The organism is Cupriavidus sp. 96C5-1 (assembly GCF_057798855.1).
In genome coordinates, this window is record NZ_JBYOJU010000066.1 from 21,464 (window position 1) to 42,323 (window position 20,860).

Annotated in this window: 7 protein-coding genes; 4 read left to right on the top strand and 3 right to left on the bottom strand. The window is 55.7% G+C overall.

Annotation, left to right across the window (positions count from 1 at the left end):
- Position 1 precedes the first annotated feature (1 nt).
- From AC3FOF_RS41065 to AC3FOF_RS41075, 3 genes are all read right to left on the bottom strand, one after another.
- Entirely contained in the window at positions 2-748 is a 747-nt protein-coding gene (locus tag AC3FOF_RS41065; RefSeq protein WP_488729919.1) for a flagellar biosynthetic protein FliR, read from the bottom strand.
- Between the two features lies 1 nt (position 749).
- Entirely contained in the window at positions 750-1,016 is a 267-nt protein-coding gene (fliQ, locus tag AC3FOF_RS41070; protein ID WP_488729920.1) for a flagellar biosynthesis protein FliQ, read from the bottom strand.
- A gap of 156 nt (positions 1,017-1,172) precedes the next feature.
- Positions 1,173-2,099 carry a tetratricopeptide repeat protein gene (locus AC3FOF_RS41075; protein WP_488729921.1) on the bottom strand — a complete coding sequence of 309 codons (927 nt, stop codon included), beginning with the start codon at positions 2,097-2,099 and terminating at the stop codon, positions 1,173-1,175.
- A gap of 347 nt (positions 2,100-2,446) precedes the next feature.
- Between AC3FOF_RS41075 and AC3FOF_RS41080 the strand changes: the two genes are divergently transcribed.
- From AC3FOF_RS41080 to AC3FOF_RS41095, 4 genes are all read left to right on the top strand, one after another.
- Complete coding sequence (locus tag AC3FOF_RS41080; protein ID WP_488729922.1) at positions 2,447-17,425, top strand: hypothetical protein; 14,979 nt, start codon at positions 2,447-2,449, stop codon at positions 17,423-17,425.
- A gap of 11 nt (positions 17,426-17,436) precedes the next feature.
- The gene (locus AC3FOF_RS41085; RefSeq protein ID WP_488729923.1) at positions 17,437-17,832 is read left to right on the top strand and encodes a hypothetical protein; all 396 of its coding nucleotides are present in this window, start codon (positions 17,437-17,439) and stop codon (positions 17,830-17,832) included.
- 401 nt (positions 17,833-18,233) lie between these two features.
- Positions 18,234-19,217 (top strand): hypothetical protein, encoded by a 984-nt coding sequence (locus AC3FOF_RS41090; protein WP_488729924.1) that lies wholly within the window; start codon positions 18,234-18,236, stop codon positions 19,215-19,217.
- A gap of 430 nt (positions 19,218-19,647) precedes the next feature.
- Complete coding sequence (locus AC3FOF_RS41095; protein WP_488729925.1) at positions 19,648-20,859, top strand: saccharopine dehydrogenase family protein; 1,212 nt, start codon at positions 19,648-19,650, stop codon at positions 20,857-20,859.
- Position 20,860: the final 1 nt, after the last annotated feature.

Here is a 20,860-nt window from a genome sequence, read left to right on the forward strand (position 1 = left end):
GCTACTTGGTAAGGACGCGGAGAGCCAATCGAAAAATTTCCGACATGGCAGGCGTATTTAGGGAAACTACGGCAGGGAGAAGAAGAAGGGTAACGATTACTTTAATTTGCAGTCCCATAACCAGAATATTCATCTGCGGCATCGTTCTGGATAGAAATGCGATAGATATATCCACTATCAGCAGCGCCAACATGATGCCTCCAACCAGGCCGATAATATAGACAAAGGCGGAGGATGCGAATGCCGTCAAGGGTCCAAGGGGAATTTCCTGCAAACCTGTACCGAACGGTACAATGTCAAATGAAGTTGCCAGGAAATAGAAGATGTCTTCCAGTCCTCCGGAGGAGACGAATGCTGCGGTTGCAGCCATCAGCAATACAGTCCCGATAAGCGGAACTTGCGCTCTTGTGGCCGGATCGATGACCGACGCCAAGCCGAATCCAGCCTGAATATCCAGCGTTCTTCCTGCGAAATAGACCGCTGCAGTTGCAATCTGTAAGGCGAGGGCAATCGTTGCTCCGACAACTAGCTCCGCCAGTGCGGCATTGATGGTCCACGTAATTGAAACCTGTCCCGGCAAAGGCCAACTGGATTCGGATAGGATGCCCGCGCTCATGCCAATTGCAAGGAGGACCCGGATAACGCTCGGAACTTTGAGCTGGTTAAAGGGAGGGGCAAGCAAGAGAGCGGGTGCAAGCCGCAACGAGGCCAGCAGCACCATAGCAAGCCATGCCGTAAGGTCGCTCACATTACCCCAGCTTGGCTATTGAGAGAAATAGGGAGGTAGCGTAGTCGGTTAACCGCCCTAGCATCCAGGAGCCAGCAACGGCTATTGTTACTAGCGCTGCGATGAGCTTTGGAACATAGCTCAGAGTCGCTTCCTGGATCTGCGTAACAACCTGAATCACACTAATGATGACGCCTACTACAAGAGTAACCAAGAGTAATGGCGCGGCAACTAGGAATCCTGTCCATAGCATGGACGATACGAGGTGAATGGCGGAGGTGGAGGACATCTGGGGGGAATGGATAGGGTCACGCGGTGGCTTCGAAGCGACGCGTCGGAGATGCTCGGGTCATCAATGCGGCCGGCATTGCAGATCGAATCCTCGTTTCGGCTTTTGCGAGTAGCTACATCCCGTCCTTAACCAGTATCCGCCGCGAGTTCGATTCTAGTCCCGAGGTGCTTCATTCTTCAATCTCTTGAGCAGAGCCTTTAGCAAGGCGTTGCCCTCCGGAAGCGCTCCCTCTCTCAGTTTGGCAATGGCAATAGCAAGTTCCGTTGACGTGGAGTTCGGCGAAAGGCGATTGGCACGAGCAAGCTCTTCCTGTCCCCGGGAGAGGTTGCCGGCAAGAAAGGCCATTGCTGCCCTAGTACCCGCATCGTCCTTCGCTTCCCCGCCCATCTCCTCCAGGATCAGGAGCGCTGTCTCGAGGTTGCCGGAGATAGAGTGTGCCCATGCTAAGGCGGCTTTGCTGGATATACCTGGCCAGGCGGTAGCCGCCTCCTCCAGGGTCAGTATGGCTGCGGGGTAGTCGCCGCTGCCAAGCGCGACCAAGCCGAGCGCAACCTTGGCTCGTCCGGAATGGGGTTTCAGCTTAATGGCCTTACTCAAGTAGTCTCGCGCCTGGTCCAACTGATCCTCGGCCAGAGCACGATATCCCAGAGTTACAAGACTCGCTCCATCCGTCGGAGCAAGTTTTGCGTAGTGCTCGGCTTTTTGGTGGTCTCCCATATCCAGGGCGAGAATAGAGAGGGCGCCGGCGATTTCGGAGTCAAACTCGAGGAAAAGCTGATGCTCACCGGCTTCAAGCGCCTCAACCGGGCGATTCAGTGTATGGAGCAGGCGTACCTTAAGACGGTTGGCGCCGATGTGGCCGGAGAGGCTGGGTGCAGAGAGGATTTCCAGCGCCTGCTCCGCTCTTCCACTACGCCAGGCGGCATAAGCTAATTCATAGCGGGGCTCGACCGCATCCGGCGCAGCCGTCACAACGACTTCCAGGTGGTCGAAAGCCGTATCCGGATCGCCTAGTGCCAGCAGAGTGATTCCCAGATTCCGAGAGAGAGCCAGCGGACGGGACTCAGCAGGAATCGTCATACCTATCTTCCTTGCCAGATCAAAGTCCCCACAATCAATGGCAAGCTGCACCACGTCCGCGGACAAGACCGGATTCTGAGGGTCAAGCCGATGATAGGACAGAAGCCGCGTGAGTGCGCTCTTAGCTGGATCCTGGCTTACGTCTGTCATTGCATTGCGCTGCGAATAGATGACCGCACACCATATGGCGCGGTTCGAGTCGGTGATGGTACTGACATCTCTCTGGTTTCGATAAGTTTTTTCTCCCTCCCTTCGTAGGGGGTAAACAACCCCGGATCGGCAAGGATAAGTTCTTTAAGTTCGAGTGCGACAGAGGCACTCAATATATCCTTGTGTGGAGAAAAACGATGGTTGCAGTTATCGCTGGATCGGGCCTGGGAACACAAACGTCCACCACCGTCCTGGGTTCAAACGGATCCCTTCTCGACCCGAGGATCGGGCGCGGTACGGACCAGGCATACGTCAATGCGACGACGGGCAACTTGGTCATTCGGGGTCAGGATTCGTTCTTGGTCGGAGTTGGCTCCGATGTCTCGGTCAACCGATCCTATAACAGCCAGGGGGATCTGACTGACGATAACGGGGACAACTGGACGACCGGACTGTCGAAGAAGGTAACACTTTTGTCGGGCAGTTTGAACGCTGTTGGCAGTACCGTTGAGCGTCTTGATTGGGATGGCTCTCGAGCGATCTTTACCTATGACGGATCGGCAGGCGCCTACGTCTTCAAACGCCCGGATGGTCCCTCTGACACGATAAGCTCCAAGAGTGGAGTCTGGATCTGGACGCATGGCAGCACGCGCGCCGTCGAGCAATATGACGCGGGCAGCCAGGGGCGGATCGTTTCCAGTGTGGACGCCAGCGGCTACGGCGTGAGCTTTGGATACAGTGCCACAGGCCTATTGACGAGTGCCACGACGTCGAATGGGGAGACAACCTACCTGGATTACAGTGGCTCCCTACTCACTCAGGTACGTACCGTACGCCAGGTGGCGGGAGGTAGCGTCAATGAGACATCGGTCCGATACTTCTATGATGCGCAGAATAGGCTTCAACAAGTCATAGTGGACTTGACACCCGAGGACAACTCAGTTGCGGATGGCAGGACGTTTGTCACGACCTACACATACGATGGAAGTAGCAAGCGAGTATCTTCCATTAGCGAGAGCGATGGATCCAGGGTCGCGTTCACATATCAGAATACTGGTGGCGCGTACCGCGTTTCCGGCATCAGCGTTGTCGCTGCGGATGGGGTCAGCCGGGATACCCAAATCACCTACGATCTGACCGCACGTATCACCTCGGTCACGGACCAAGGTGGCGCTGTTTCCCAGATTCAATACGATGGCCAGAATCGGCTAACAAAGTCTACCGGTCCGACCGTGAATGGTGTACGGTCGGACGTAACCTATGCCTACGACGCCTCCGGATTCCTTGCCTCAACCAGCGACGCCACCGGAAAAACTGTTGTATTCGAGCGAGATAGCCGAGGCAACGTGGTTACTCAGCGGGACCAGTCCGGCAATACTGTTACGCGTACGTACAACACACACAATCAGCTCACATCCGAGACAGTCTATTTGGTACCGGACCCTGACGGGGCAGGAAGTCAAAAGCCCGGATCGCCGTTGACGACGAGGTACATCTACGACGAAAAGGATAACCTGAGATTTGTCGTCGCCTCCTCTGGGGCGGTTGTCGAGAATCAATATAATGCGATCTCGCAGAAGATTGCCGAGATTCGCTATTCGAAGAGCAGCTTCGATGTAAGCGGATTGGTAACGGATCAAGCGCCTACGCTGTCGCAGATGCAGGCATGGTCAGACAACACGGCAGATCGAACGGCTGTAGCGCGTGTCGATTACTTGTTCGACTTTCGCGGCAATGTCAGTCAAAAGACCACCTACGCACGTACGAGTGCTGCCGGTACCGGAATTTCCGATGGAACGGAGTCAACAATCGCATACGTCTACGACCATCATGGACGGCTACTCAAGACTGTCGGTGCGGACAACGGCATCACGCAGTGGACCTATGATGGACTCGGCAGGGTGCTGACGGTAACGGATTCCGCAAACCGCCAGACCGTTAATTTCTACGACGATGCTTCTCGAATCACGAAGGTTACGTATGCCAATGGGCTCGTAACAAGCAGCACATTCAACCAGGCCGGTGAACTGGTGAGTACGCAGCAGAGCACTGGAGGGCAAGTGCTGGCTACGACAAGCTTCAAATATGATCTCAACGGTCATCATTCGGCGACCATTGATCCAACGGGCAATGCAGCCTATTCTTTCTACGATGCCGCAGGGAGAGTCGCAGGCGAAGTATCCTCGGACGGCAATCTGACCGAGTACTGGCGCGACGCTTCTGGCCGGCTGACCCGAAGCATCCGATATGCCACCAGGCTGACCGATGTTCAACTGAACGCGCTTCGCGACGCGGTAGCGGCGGGCCGAGCCCTCGATCTGGCGGCGGCACGACCGCCGGCTGGAGCGGCCGACCGTTCGGAGTTCAATGCCTATGATGCAAATGGGGTGCTGGTCAAGTCGATCGATACCGAGGGCTATGTCAAGCAATACACATATGACGGTGCGGGCCGCCAGGTTTCGATGGTTAGATTCGCGTCGCGATACGCGACTAGTGGACTAGCCAACAGACCGAGACCCTCCGATATCTTGGTGGTCGCGGATGCCGCTAATGATCGCATCGCTCGTAGCTTTTATGATGCCGACGGACGTCTCGCTGGCGCGCTTGACGGAGAGGGATATCTCACCGACTATGAATATGACCGGGCAGGTCACCTTGTTCGCGAAACGCGATACGCGAACCGAGCCAATCCATTCGGCGCGTCATCCACTGTTGATTCACTCCGACCTAGCCTGTCGCCATTGTCGGATCAGACTATCCGGTATTTCTACGACGGGAAGGGTGAGAGGACTGCCACGCTAAGCGCGGATGGTCTCCTCTCCGAATCCCTTCGGGATAAGAAGGGAAATGTCACCAAAGTCATAGATTACGCCACGCGAGTCACCTATTCGGCCGGAGCCACGCTCGCAAGCCTTCGCCCCACGCAGAGCGCAGAGGATCGTGCGGTTCTTTCGACCTACGACACACTGAATCGTCTTTCGCAGACCACGAACGCTGATGGCCTACGTACCACGTTTTCTTATGACGCTGGCGGAAACCTGATTGAGCGCACATCCCAATCGGTGGTTGGGGGTACTGCAAGAAGCTACCGTGCTCGCTTTGATGCGCTTGGCAGAGTGGTCGCCGAACTTACTGGGGAAGGTGTCGCGGCGCTCGCCGCATTGACAAATCCCACGCAGGCAGCGATTGACCAAGTTTGGGCGACGCGAGGCCTATCGTACAGATATGACGCCGCAGGGCGCCGTGTCAGCACCACCGACGCTGCTGGGAATCGTACGCTGAGTTTCTACGATGCTGCTGGGCGGCCTGTGTTGACAATTAATGGTGCAGGTGAAGCGGTGGCGAACGAGTACAGCGTCACGGGGGATCTACTGGCCAGCACCAGGTATGCGGCCAAGTTTTCCGCGATGGCACTTCAGGGGATGAGCGGCGGCGCGATTACCGCATCCATCTCGACGGCACTGGCCGCTCTCCGCAATCCTGCTGCCGATACGCGCACGGAGTTCAAGTACGATAGACGTGGTCTTCAGTTCTCGTCGTCGACCGTTGGCGGCGGAAGTCTATCAAAGACGCTGAATGCCTTCGGCGAGGTCATCGAGACCGCAACGACGCTGAACACAACCGTATCGGCTATTTCTCGTTTTGTACGTGACAGACTTGGCAACGCTGTATCGCAAACGGATGATGTTGGTGGGCTGAATCGAGCCACCACGACAGAGGTCGATGCCTTTGGCCGACCGATTCGCGTCAAGGATGGCGGTGGCAACGTAACGCAGTACTCTTACGACAAAGCTGGCAGGACGGTTGCGATCAATCTCCCTGGGCAGCGTCTGACGACCTTCAGCCTGGATGTGTTTGGCCGCACTCTGACACAGAGCGATGCCTTGAATCGCTCTGTAAGAACGGTGTACAACCAAGCGGAAAGGTCAGTCACGACGACCACTGCGGAAGGTGTTCAGGTCAAGAAGTTCTACAATGAGTTTGGAGAAGTCCGCTCCACGCTGGAAGGCAACGGGGTGGCGAGGAGCTACGAGTTTGACCGGAATGGCCATATTGTCGCGACAACGACTTCCGCCGGCATCGCTCGCGACGAGTATGATGCCGCGGGACGATTGGCGTTCAGCGTCGATCGCGATGGACGTCGCGTCGCATATGAGTACGATGCGGCAAACCGGGTTTTGCGGGAACGGGTGGACCCCAGTGGCCTCAATCTCACAACGTCCTACGAATTCGATGGCCGAGGGCACAGGCTGAGCGTCACCAATGCCGGCGGCGTGCGCACGGAGACGACTTTCGACGCGGCCGGAAGGGTGAGCTCGATTCGGATTGATCCAACCGGCACGAATATCGTCACTACCTTCCTGTACGACGCGGCAGGGCGTCTGGTATCACGGACTGACGGCGCCGGGGCACTGGGCGCTCACACCATAGCATACGAATGGGACAAGCTAGGACGCCGCGTTGCCGAAATCGCAGATCCAAGCGGATTGGCGCTGCGCACAACCTATCGCTATAACAGCGCGGATCAGCTAACGTCAAAAGCAGACGCCCTTGGCTATTCTAGCCGCTTCGTCTATGACGCAGCCGGACGTCTTTCGTTGACCGTGGAGGCAGCAGGCTCGGTCGAGCGAAGAGTCTACGATGCGGCAGATCGTCTGGTTTCTAAGACCCGGTATACCAAGGCGATTTCAACTTCAGGCCTGGGCGACGCGATATCCACAAGCGATGTGGAGCCTCGCTTGGTACCGACACCGCTCACCGACAGGACGGAGCGTTCCGTCTACGACAAAGATGGACGGATTGCATACGCGATAGATGCGCTGAATCATATTACGAGCTTCACCTACGACAGCAATGGCAATGTTAGCGGAACGCTAAGACTAGCCAAGGTGGGATCGCTTCCAGCCGTGCTTGACGTCACAAGCATGTCTGCGTTGGTTGCCTCTCTTGCGGACGCGTCGGCCGATGTGGGGTCCTGGAACTCCTATGACGCAGCCAATCGCCTTCGATATAGAGTAGACAGTCTGGGCTATGTCACCGAATTGGTATACGACGGCGCTGGCAACGTGATAAGGGAGGTCGGGTACGCGCGAGCGATTGCGGTACCGCCATCGAGCACGATAGCCGATCTTGCGAAGAGTCTAATTCTGACGCCTTCCGAAGATCATGTGTTGAATAGTGTTCTTGATCGCGCTGGGCGAGTGTCTTACACCGTAGACGGATTGGGGTTCGTAACCAGGACGGATTACGATACGTCGAGCAGGCGCATTGGGTCCACCCGCTTTGCGGAGGCCATTGCAGTTGGCCAACCGGTTACGGAAGCAGCAATTTCTGGCGCGCTTCCGGCGGATGCGGCTCTCCGAGCTGTGACCACCCGAACTATCTTGGACAGTGCGGGGCGTGCCATATTCGTGGTGGATGCCTTGGGCTACGTCACTGCAAAGCAGTACGACGCGTCGGGCCATGCTATCGCAAGCACCCGTTACGCCAACGCCATCGCGAATCCGGCCGGCGCGAATGAGGCGACGCTTCGCCAGTTCGCATCCAATACAAGCCTATCTGGCGCAACGGCTGTTACATCATCCCGGTATGACGCGGAAGGTCGACTGATCGAGACCGTCGATGCGGAAGGTGGGCGGGAACGCTTCACGTACGACGGAGCAGGCAACAAGATCCTGTTCGTGAACAAGAAGGGCTACAGCTGGGTATATGGCTACGACGCAGCGGGGAGGCTTGTCTCGGAGACCACAGCGCCGACTCAAGTCTGGTGGTCGGGGGGAGGAATTGCCAGTCCTTCCCTATCATCAACTACGGTGGCTGTGCAGACGACATTCTTGTATGACGCTCTTGGACAGCTTACCTCACGTACAGAGGCTGCGGGTAGCGTCAGTGCGCGTACTACTTACTATGACTACGATCCCATAGGAAATCAGGTGTCGGTGAGATTTCCTGACGTTGCAATCTATGATCCGGCGACAGACAGGCTGAGTGTGACGGACGGCGCGCGTCACGAGAAAATCGTCTCGCCGACAAGCATTGTGACATTCGATGCATTTGGCCGGGCCGCAGTGAATCGCGATGCTGGCGGAAACCTGTCTTACAAGGTCTATGACAAGCTTGGCAGAGTTATCGGGGAAATAGACGCCGAAGGGTATGTCATACAGAATCGCTATGATGCATTCGGTAACAAGATATCCATTACTCGTCTTTCCCAACGATTTAATCTGCTTTCGCGAAGCAATCCAGCCGCACCCATCACAAACATCGAGTTTGATAGGTTGCTTGGGGACCTGCCTGGGTCGAGCCGAAGCAGCGACAGGACAGTAAAGAACAGCTACGACAAACTGAACAGGCTGGAGACTGTAGTTGAGCCGGAGGGATACAATTTCGATTCTCTAGAAGTAGGGGCAGCTTCATCCTATATCGCAGGGAAAAAGACTATCAACCTCTACGATGCGTTCGGTAACGTCCGGAAGCAATCTATCCTGGCAAATATGGTCCAGAATAGATGGAGCGATACTTACTATTACTACGACAAAAATAATAGATTGACGGCCGAGGTAAACGCGCTTGGCTATCTTACGCGCTACGAATTTGACGCTAATGGAAATAATTCCAAAAAAATCGAGTTTGCGAGAAGGTTCCCAGGAGGCTGGTCCATTTCCGGATATCCTGAACCACTGCGAGCATGGGGAGGCTCGGCAGAATCAAAAGTATATGGGCAGGATCGCGTCACAGAATATTATCATGATCGACTCAATCGCAAGACCTCAGAAATAAGGAAAGGCATTGAGTACGATTATGTAGACCCGGCAAATAATTCTATAGCAAGGCGTATTGCAGATTTCGCGACGCACTATCGATATGATGTGCTTGGAAATCAAATTGCAGTGTTGGACGATTCCGGGGGGGCCACCTACACATACTATGATGCTATCGGTCGTATTTCCGCTGTCGTAACGCCTGACCGCCTGCTCGATGCATCAACGGGTCGCTCCGGAAAGCAGTTGATTGAGTTCAATCGCGATATCTTTGGAAATGTCGTCCGCCAGACAAAGTACTTCAATGCGCCAACGAGCGCGAACGAGACAGGCTATGCGGGTGGCGGTTCCAATGGCGACGTCGATGAGATCGAGCTTTCGGTATTCGATCGGCATAACAATCGCATAGGCACCAGTCTGAATGGTGCTGTCTCGGAGGCGTCATTCGATGTGTTCGGAAAAAAAGCGCGCGAGTGGTCTCTGTTCAAAGCTGCTTCAGGAGAGCCCGCGGTATATAAGACAGCGGTCTTCAAGTATGACCGGCTTGGACGTCTTACGGAGACGCTGCTGCCGTCTAGCACTGCGTCGCCTGTCACGCAGGTACAGAAGCTCAATGACACGAGTGATGTTGGAAAGCTGTTGGACGAATATGGACTGATCGTGAATGCATTCCACGATGAGACCGGTCGAGGCAACTACTTCAACACGTCGTCCGGAACATCGGAAGGCCAGTTCATCATGCTGCGAGGTGCCATCGATTCATATCGTGCCACCGGAGACGCGCGATGGAAGACGATCGTCGACAAGCTGTCGACGAATCTGCTTGAGGCGATGTATTTTACCGATACGCCACCGGATCAGGCAGGTGAGAAGAACATGTTCGCTCCTCATTGGCTTTATGCTGCGAAGAGCGATTTCGTTAGCGACGAGATTCACTACGGTCAATCGTTTGAAGTATCGAACGGTGAATTGCTGATCCCGGAACGGGGGGATACGCATGGCGAACTGGTCCGTAGCATCTTCCACGCACGCACGCTAGATAGTGAGTATGTTTGGGACAACCCACATTCCCAGCTCAAGACCGCCCCGGGCGCGCGCAAGATTTCCATCGCTTCTCAGGAATATGTGCCCGGCGTGGGTACGAAGGTCAGGCTCTCCGAGAACGTAAGCGGCAGATGGTTGCTTACCTATACGACACAGACCGGAGAGATTGTCCGAAAGGGGGAGCCGTACGAAGCATGGCCCTATTGGCATAAGTTGGGCGCAAACGAGATAGACTCTGCACTGGATGTGCTCACCTGGGCCTATGACGCCTTTACGGAGCTGCACTCCCTGACACTGGATCCGAAGTGGGAGAAAGCGGCGGCTGCGACGAAGATCACTGCAAACATCGCCTATCGATACGACGATGGACGCACGTGGCTAAGGCCGACAGTCGGTAAAACCCCGTTTGATATCGGCGGTACGTTCAAGTACGTGACACCGGGGCGTGCAGAGCCGAACTGGAGCCGGGATTCCATGGGGAACGCAGTCATTGATATCCCGAAGGATAGCGGTGACGTCCAGTATGGCTACGGCATGAATACAGTACTGGATGGTGACGATATCCTTATCGAGGTCGGATCGGACCGACCTCTGGGGATGGAGGTCTTCATTGATACGAAAGAGGGGGTGTGGCAGGGACGGTACTCGAAAGTCATCATGCTGGCTGGCACAGGCATGCAGACGTTTCGTATACCGCTGTCGGAGTTCAAGCCCACGTATGCGGAATCTGGGGTCCACCGTACCAATGATGATAGAAATTCCTCTGCCGGCTTGGCGGCGGGTACCCGTGCTTATGCTATCGGCCTGCAGACAAATGCGTTCACATCAATCACGACGGCATCGGAGAATCAGCAGTATAACGATTGGGTTAGGAGTGGCGGGTGGAATTCAGGCAAGGCTTTCATTCTGAGTTATGAAGGCAAAATGACGGTCGGACGCCTTCGTCCGGCTTCGCAGAAGCCGCTGACTTTCGATCCTCCTCCCAGGGTCGTAGGGAGTCAATGGTTCTATCCGACCAGTTCGTCCAGTGCCTTCGATTTGCCCGGGACTTGGGAGTGGCATAGCCGATCGGGCCCCGTCCAATGGGTACGTAATTCGCAGGGGGAGATTACGGCGAGTTTCGCGGCAGGTAGTGGCGAGGCGCAGTTGGGAATGGGGTTCGAGCAGAAACTGGCAGGAGATTCGCTCGTTATCGAGGTTGGCTCCTCCATTTCGCAGAAACTGACCGTCTTCGTCGATCCGATAAAAGGGGATTGGCAGTCCAGGCGATCCGTTGAAATCCAGCTGACTGGGACTGGAGTACAGCGCATTGTTATTCCGCTCTCGCAGTTTGGACTCACTACCGGAAATTCCGTATTCACCGTCGGCATCAACGATAAGGAAGCAGCGGAACACGCGCTGACGCTGCGTCGTGTCGCCCAGGCGAACGGGAGTGAGACACCATTGGCGCCGTGGTTGTACGGAACAACAACAAGCAATGCCTTCGACATCGAGGGGAGCTGGTCCTATGCAAACCGATCGTCCGGCGTTGTAAGCTGGGTTCGCGATGCAAATGGCCACATCTCGTCGGACCTAGCAGCGGGCACAGGTGAAGCCCAGTTCGGCCTGGGAATAACCCAGGCGCTCAGCGGCGACTCCGTGGTTGTGGAGATCGGGTCATCCGTGCCGCAGTCTGTAAGCATCTTCATGGATCCGGTCAAAGGCGAATGGCAATCCAGAAAATCCGTCCCGATTCAGCTGGCGGGAACCGGGATTCAGCGGTTCGTGCTGCCGCTCTCGGCATTCGGACTCACTAAAGGGACAACAATCTACGCAGTTGGGGTGACAGACGCGCACAGCGCTGCGCATAAGCTGACAATCAAGCAGATTGGGCAATTGGCCACCCTGCAGCGGATTGCCTACGCGCCAGCCGCTATCCCTTTTACGGCAAATTTCACCGGTGAGCCTCAGCAGTTGATTGGCTGGCGAGGGCCCATCTATATGGGTTACCAGTCACCCTCTATGTGGAATACGCTGGGGGATGCTGGCGCGTTGTCGTCGTTGATCCAGATGCTGAACGCGTCTCAGAACGACTATCAGCTTCAAACCGGGAAGCGCGGTCCATTCACGCCGGTCTTCTATCCCGAACGCAGCGATGGCGAGCAGTACGGGCAGGCGAATACCTTCGGCTGGGACGGCCCCGACCCCAACACCGGTTGGGGTGGCTATCAATACCGGATCCTGGAGGATACGGCTCGATACTGGCAGAAGAAACCGTCCGATGCCGCGGCCGGTGGCGTGGTGATGGACTTCCTTGGCTGGATCAATGAAAACTGGACGGATCCGGCAAAGTATCCACCAAGCGATTTCCCGAAGGTGATCGAAGGCCGTCATGCCGGCAGTGGCTATGGCACGGGTAAGATTGTTCGCCCCTCTACCGCTAACGGTTACGTCTATAAGGCTGTACAAGGTGGGACTTCCGCCGGTGCAGAACCGGCGTGGCCCAAGACCATCGGCGCTCGCGTGTCTGACGGCGCTGTAGTGTGGGAGTGCGTTGGGTACGATTACGGAACGGCTTTTGGTACGTACTCGTCGCCGCACGAGGTCGCGCTGTTCCTACGTGCCGCTTTGTATGCGGACCTGGCGGGCGGAAACCAAGCCATTACCCGACCCCTCATCAAACGGTGCCTGGCATTTCTTGATGGTACGAGGGCAACTGGAGACATGGCAGGCACATGGTCTCCGGACCCAAAGAACCATCAATGGTACGGATTCTGGTCGGGAGAGATATCAACGACACTGGCCGTGGCGCAACAGCAGGGGGGAGGCATTCTCGACGCGATAGGCTTCGACAAGGCCAAGCTTGGTGTTTGGCAGGCTGACAGCGCGTCCTGGATCCTGAACAACAGCAGTACCGAAACGCGAAAACTAAGCTTCTTTGAAGGAACGAAGGAGCAGGTGGCCTACAACGCATTCGGCGAAACCGTTGCCAAAGGCATTGACGATGGTTGGCAGGAGTATTACCGCTATGACAATGCGGGCCGACTGTGGGCAAGCAATGAGGACGGTATTAATCGCATCTTTCTCCACGATCTGTCCGGCAATGTCACTCAAAAAATTGAGAGCCGGCAAGTCGATCTGTCCAGTTACACGTCTGCGCAAAGTGCCGCCGGATTGTCGGCGGGTCTTGCGATGCGAACGACTGTTGTCTTCGATGCAATGGGAAGGACAATTCGTGAAATTTCACCTTCGTTCTCCAATGAGGGAGTCGCCGGCACAATTAATCCTATTCAGTATTTTGAAACCGATCGCTGGGGAAATCGTACGGCTGTCAGCGATAAACGTGACGGGTCTTGGGTAACACGATTTACATATAATGTAAGGAATCAGAAGTTGACGGAAACCGGACCGGTCTCAGTTTTTATGAAAGAGCAGGGTGGTACGGTTTACACAGCTTCTCAGAATAGGACGGCTGCTGTTGGATACAATTTGGCTGGACAGAAGATATTCGATCAGGATGCCAATGGCAATGTGACGGCCTATATCGTAAATTCCGCTGGGGCGTTGCTGAAGACAATCTATGCGGATGGCGCAGTAGACGCAATAACCTACGACTCTCTCGGTCGCGTTGTATCGCAAAGCGATGCGTTGGGTCGAAAGTGGGATCTTTCCTATGATCGTCAGGGCCGTATGATCAGCCGGGCGGGCCCCGATGGGACTCGATCGTACAGCTATGATCTAGCTGGGAACCTGACGCAGGAGATCCGCGGGGATGGCGCCAAGTATCGCTATACCTATGATACCGAAGGGCGCGTCCTGAAGGCATCCATTCCCCTTGGGCAAGCCACGCTGTATGAGTATGACAAGCGGGGAAACAAGATCAAGGAGACCGGGCTTAATGCCGATGTTGCAACCTGGAAATACGACTACTTTGGACGGCTGCAGGCGCACCGTGATATTGGTGGGGCAGACCACCACTACACCTATGACTGGGCATCAAATCTACTGAAGACGACGAATTCACGCGGTGTCGCTATTGACTATGTGTATGGGCAGAATAATCGCCTTATTCATATCTACGACGGTAGCCTAACAGGCGTTGGTACCGGCTCGTCTCGTGGCGGACACACGCAGTATGAATATGACGCTAGCGGCAATCGTATTCGCGAGGCATTTTCGCTGGCCGGTACGGTCTACAAGGACACTCGGCTAACCTACGACGAGCAGGGGCGGATTTCATCAGCCGTTGACGCCCATTTCTCAATATCCTATCGATATGATGCAGCGGGAAATAGGCGGAATATCTCGACCAGCTACACCGCGATGACTGGTTCGGCCACCACGGAGGACATGTGGTATGGCTATGACTCCAGGAACCGGATGACGCTGGCTGATGGCTATCTCAGCAATAATGTGCTTACTATTGGCGCTGGGCGTGGTAGTCGTATTTCCTACGACGCAGTGGGCAATCGAAAGACTGTCAATGAACTCGCGAAGGACGGGACGTCCGTCAATGAAGAATACGCATACGACATTGGGGATCGGTTGACCTCAACCAAGCGCAATGGCGTTGTGGTGAATGTCAGGGACTATATTAATGGTCGTGTAACATCTATTGTTAACTACAATTCCAAGGGTGAATATCAGAGTCAGGAGCTACTTGATTATAATGATAATGGATGGCAGCGACAGAGAACCGTAAAGACAAGTTCGTGGCCTGCGACATTCGAGGATATCTATACCTACACGATAGATCCGTACGGGAATGTTGCTGGCTATACTGCCACTCATCGTGGCAATATGGACCGCGGGAATTCCTACTCGTATAAGCAACAGTACGACAACGTATTCGAGAAGTTCGGTACTTATAAGCAGCAAACGTCGGCGATGCGAAACATCACCGGTTATGGTGGGCTAATTAAAAACAAGAGCGTCGTCACATTTGATGCTAATGGAAATGCGAAGTCGATGGTCGATGACTCAAAATCATCGAGAAATGTAGATTATATTACGGATTTCGAAGGGCATATTTATACTTCGAAGAGCAGCGCAGGAACCGAACGCTTCTTCTTTGTTGGCGGGCAGGAGATGGGCTCGAGCAAGGCTGGCGCCCATGGTACACAAAGCTATTTCGAGCGAATTGCAGAGGGCAACCCTGCCAATGCGCCCACCACCTATACGGTTGGTGCGGATGACACGCTACGAGGTATCGCAAGTACTCTCTGGGGAGATGCGAACCTCTGGTACCTGTTGGCTGGCGCGAATTCAATCGACACGGATGGCAATACCCGTCCTGCCGAGGGGAGAGTTCTCGCTGTGCCATCCCGCGTCACGAACCTGAACAACACAGCAGAGACATTCAGTCCGTATAGCGCTTCACGGGTGATAGGCGACACCAATGCGTTTGCGGGAGATCCCCCGGAACTCAAGCAGGAAAGCAGCGGTGGCGGCGGGATCTTTGGAGCGATTCTGCGCATTATTGCCATTGTCATTGTGGCGATTGTAGTTACGGTATTTACCGCGGGCGTTGCGGCAATTGCGTTCGGGGCGGCGGCTTCGGGGGCGAGCGTGTTCGGTGCGGGTACAGCCGTGTTAACCGGGACATGGGCGGGTAGCGCGGTGGGCGGTATCGCTGCGGCTGCTGTGGGCGGCGCTCTAGGCTCGGTTGCGGCGCAGGGCGTCGGTATGGCACTGGGTATGCAATCGAAACTCAATTGGAAGGGGGTGGCCGTCAGCGCTATTGGGGCCGGGTTGGGAGCGGCCAGTGCCCGGTATGTTGAAAGTGCGCTGAGAGTCGCAGAAATGGGGGTGGACGCCACCCAGGCGGCGATCGGCGCGGTTCATGCGGCGACCTCGCAGGCAGCGAACATCCTGGTGGGGCAACAGAGTCGATTCGAGTGGGCAGCGGTTGCGGCAGCAGCGATTGCGGCGCCACTTGCCTCTCGGATGGTCGAGAATGTGATACGACCTGCGGCGGAGGCACTGGAGCTCGTTGTTGGTGACACCGTAAGGCGCGCCACGCAGTCAGTGACCTATCAGGCTGTTGGAGGAATGGTCGCGCGCGAGGGGCGTTTTGAGGCTGCGCGGGCGTTGGCTGATGCGTTTGGCAATGCATTGGGTAATAGCTTGGTTAGCAACTTCAGCGAGGCAGCGAGTTCGCGGGAAGATGTGCTGGGCGACAAGATTGCGGAACTGCAACGCTCGCCTATCTGGAATGATCCGCCGATGGCCGCTAGCCCGAGTGGCGGTGGTTACCACTGGAGCGATATAGGGCAACCGCAGACCCAGGCGGATCGATATGCGCGGTGGTACGGTGGCGAAGCAATCAATATCCGAGCCACCGGCGTCGATGTGCCGATTAATGGCCTCGGTTGGACTCGGTCGCAAACCATCCCGGTTCTGCCCGATGGTACCGTGGTGGCGCAGAGCGCAGACGCGGCCGACTCGAGGTTGAGGGTTGAGAAGGCAGCGGGTGACGATGGTGAGCCGCCGGCAATTCCGGGATATGACGTTTCGTCTGTGCAGAGCTATCGGGATGGAGGGCGTAGCATCTATTACACACCCGGCGCGGTAGTAGCCCCTGCTCAGCCGCACCCAACCGCGACAGGCACTGCAGCGAATGCAGTGCCTTATCCGAGCGCTATCGGTACGCGGCTGCAGGAGGTTGACGCGCCAGACGTGAGCTTTGCGGCCACGGGTGGGCGTGACCCTCAAGGTTTGCCCAGTGCGTTGCTGGACACCGGCAAGGTTGCCTGGAACACGGGACTGAGCATTGTCGAAAGCGGCGTGAATATACTTAGCGGAGCACTGCCCGGGTATCCTGACTACGTTCCATTCGCAGATGGCTTGCGTGGAAAATATGACAGCCCCGTTTTTGGAGGGGGGCTGGAACTAGTCGCAGGAATGGGTATGCTTCGGGGTGCGGGCCCGTCGAAAGCTGCCGCTCCTACCGCTACGACTAGCGGCTGGTCACAGCTATCAAGTAGAGGGCGTTCGTACATTCGAGACGTCGAGTTACAAACGGGCATGAAGCTAACCAAGGAGCAACGAGTGCTTCTTGCTGACAACCTACGTACTAACAAGTACAGTAGACTAGGATCCGAAGCGGTTACAGCGCATAGAACTCAGTTCAACAGCGTGAAGAATGACTTGATTAAAGAGTGGGAGATGAAGACTGGTCGGATATGGCCGACTTACAGTGCAGATGTCCCGTCGAAAAATGGTATTACAATATCGCGCAAAGAAGGTGCGCCGTATGATGCCCATCACCTCATTGAGAATAGCTACGGAGGGCCGAATCAATGGTGGAATATTCACCCAGCACGTTTCCCTGAGCAGCACCAGGGCGGGATTCATAGAACGGGTAGTCCAGCTAGAAGTATATTCGAATAGTGGGGTTAATAATGGCAAATTATAGTGATTTGGTGTCTATAAAAGGAACGGGTACTTCATTTGACAAGCTGGTTCCTTTGGATAGCTCGAAATTGGCTCAACTTAGATCCATATACGGTGCGTTGCCAGCGGATTACACGTCGTTTCTGTCCGCTGTGGGATTCGGAGAGCTAGGGCAGGCGGCGTATATGCTGTACGGTGGTCTGCTGGAGCCGACGGAAGTATATGGCGATGTTCCAGACCGTCTTAGTGGGGTTCTTTTATTCGGGGATGATTTTCAAGGTTTTAATACTGGTTTTTATAAAAGTGATTGGAAGGTAATCGAGATCGATCCAACTAATATGCGGGAAAATGTAGTGGCGTCAAATTTTGAAGAGTTCATCCGAAGGAAGATCACGGAAGTCTGATCTGCTGCTGTTGGATACAATTTGTCTGGACAGAAGATGTTCGATCACGACACGAATGGAAATGTTACGGCCTATTTCGTAAATTCCGTTTGGGTATTGATGAAGACGATTTATGCGGATGGCGGCGCCGTAGACGCAATAAGCTATGACTCTCTCGGTCGCGTTGTATCGCAAAGCGATGCGTTGGGTCGAAAGTGGGATCTTTCCTATGGTCGTCAGCCAGTCCCCGATGGGACTCGATCCTACAGTTAGGATTTAGCTGGGAACCTGACGCAGAGATCCGGGGGGGTGGGGGCCAAGTATCGCTATACCCATGATGCCGAAGGGCGCGTGCTGAAGGCGTCCATTCCCCTTGGGCAAGCCACGTTGTATGAGTAGACAAGCGCGGAAACAAGATCAAGGTGACCGGGCTTAGTGCCGATGTTGCAACCTGGAAATATGACTACTTTTGGCGGCTGCAGGCGCACCGTGATATTGATGGTGCAGACCACCACTACACCTATGACTGGGCGTCAAATCCACGAAAGACGACGAATTCATGCGGTGTCGCAATTGGCAATGCACTGGGTGCGAGTCTGGTACAGCAAAACTTGAGCGGGTCGAACCTGCCGGCGTGGCAGCAGCGGATACTAGACGCGCAGGTGGACCCCGTGACTGGCGTTTCACGTAGTGCCGGCGTGCCGTTTGCCGCGGAGGCCATGCACGAAGCGCGTGTGGCTGATTTGCGTGCCATGGCAGGTGAGGAGTTGAGGGGCCCAATCAACAGGCAGCCACCCGACATCAATCTCCCAGAGGGAACATTTGGTACGGCAGTTCGGGGCGACGCTGGCACTGGTGTTCAGGCGTATGCAGTTCCTTACCCCAATGTAGTTGGAAGACCACTATCAGAGTCCGATGTCAATATTGTCACCAACCAAAGGGGGGCAACGTTGGATGCAGCGCCCGGGCTTGGTGAGGGATTGATGCGCGTTGGCAACGCATACCTGGATGGTAGAATTGACTTCTCCGGCGCATTGAAAATGGGCGCTGAACAGGTTCGCTCGAGTTGGACCACGGCGCATCCCAAGCAAGCTGTACTTGATACCGCGACCGAGGTGTCCGCGTGGGGTGTGAGTCGAGGTGGCTTTGTTGGTGCTGCTGCACTTTATGGAGGCAGCGGTGTAGGAGGTTTTGCAGACGGGCTGCTGCCAAACTCGCCGGCAGAAGCTCTGATCGGCGCGGGGCTTGTGCCGATCGGTGGCCCCCTGATGGGGAAGGCTGTCAGTGGGCTGAATAGTCTAGCTGCTCGAAGCGCCTTCGCTCTGAAGGCCTTTGCGGCCACCATCATCGGTGGCTTCGGTAGCGGTATCCCATCGGGAAAAATTTCGCTCTGGAGCGAACTCTAGTGCAAAATTACATAATAACAGTTATGATATAAATTGAGGTATCATCGAAACATGGCGTTCTTAGGAGTGCATCTTGGTTTCAAGACTGGGGCTAGCTCGCATTGGTAATGTCCGGCTCGCATATGAGTCACTGGGCTCGGACACGGATCCGCCCGTCGTGATGATTCACGGACTTGGTCAGCAACTGACGGGATGGCCGGATGCTCTGATTGAAGATATCGTGCCGGCGCTATCGGGGGATCCGGTTTGACAATCGCGACATTGGCAAGTCAAGCCGGCTGAGCGGCAGGCCCCGTCTAGCCTCGCTTCATTTGCTGACGCAACTGGGGTTGACCGGGAGTGCGCCGTACTCCCTGGATGACCTGGCGCACGGCACCGTCAGCCTGAACTCAATTCCGGCCATGCTCGGGCCGCTTGGAGGAGAACCGGCATGAACGTGATTGCTTTGGGAGGCTGCGGCCTCATGGGCCGGCATTTTGTCGAGACGGCGATCAAGCTCAAGGCCTTTACCCGGCTTACCATCGCCGACAGAAACGTGGGTGCGGCCCGAGACTATGCGCTTGCACTGAGGCATCCATCCATAGATTCCATGGAGGTGGACGCACGCGACCGTGTGGCCCTGACGAATGTCCTGAGGCAATACGACGTCGTGGTATCGACCATCGGCCCATATTACCTCTTCGGCACGGCGGTGCTCGAGTGCGCAATCGATGCGGGTTGCCACTACATCGACATCTGCGACGATCCCGAGCCGACTCTGGCCATGCTGGGTCTGCACGCCAAGGCCGAGGCCGCGGGGATCACTGCGATCATTGGTATGGGGGCAAGCCCGGGTGTTTCCAACTTACTGGCGAGCACGGCGATCCGGCAGGTGGGTGCACCACATCGTGTGGTGACAACCTGGGGAAGCACTTCGCGCGCGAAGGAGGAAGAAAACGCGGACTCCGAGATGGGCGCAGCACTGGAGCACTGGGTCGAGCAAGTCACCGGACGTATTCCAGTGTTCAGAGCTGGGGAAATCGCATTTGGGAGTCCGCTCGCCGAAATCCGCCTTGACGTGCCTGGCGTAGGGACGGTCAAGGCCCATACCGTGGGTCACCCCGAACCTGTCACTCTGCCGGGCACTTTTCCATCCATCCGTGAAAGCGTCAACGCGATGGTGCTCTCTCATGGCCTGGCCGGTGTACTGAAGGTGTTGCAGGCCCGGGTGGACAAGCACGGGCAGACGGTCAAGGAGGCTGCGGAACTGTTGCATACGATTTTGGTGAGCAAAGACCTGTCCGGGCTCTCGTTTGGTGAGTCGATGTACCTGTTGAAACGCTCACTCGCGGAGACTCTGTTTGGCAGGCGCTACATCCCCGCCGAGATGGCTGCCATAGCGGAGGGCAGGAAGGGGAAGAAGCGGCATATCTGCAGCGCTTGGTTGAATGGCGAAATCCCTGGCGGAATGGGGCCAAATACCTGCATCCCGACGGCGGTTGCGCTAATCATGCTGGCAAGGAACCAGATTAGCAAAAGGGGGGTAAGTGCCCCCGAGGCTGCGATACCAGCCGATGCGTTCTTTGGGCACTTAGGCCCATTTGTCCGCCTTCGTGATCCGAATCAGCCGGTCGTCGCCCTTCGTGAAGCCTTTGTGCAATAGC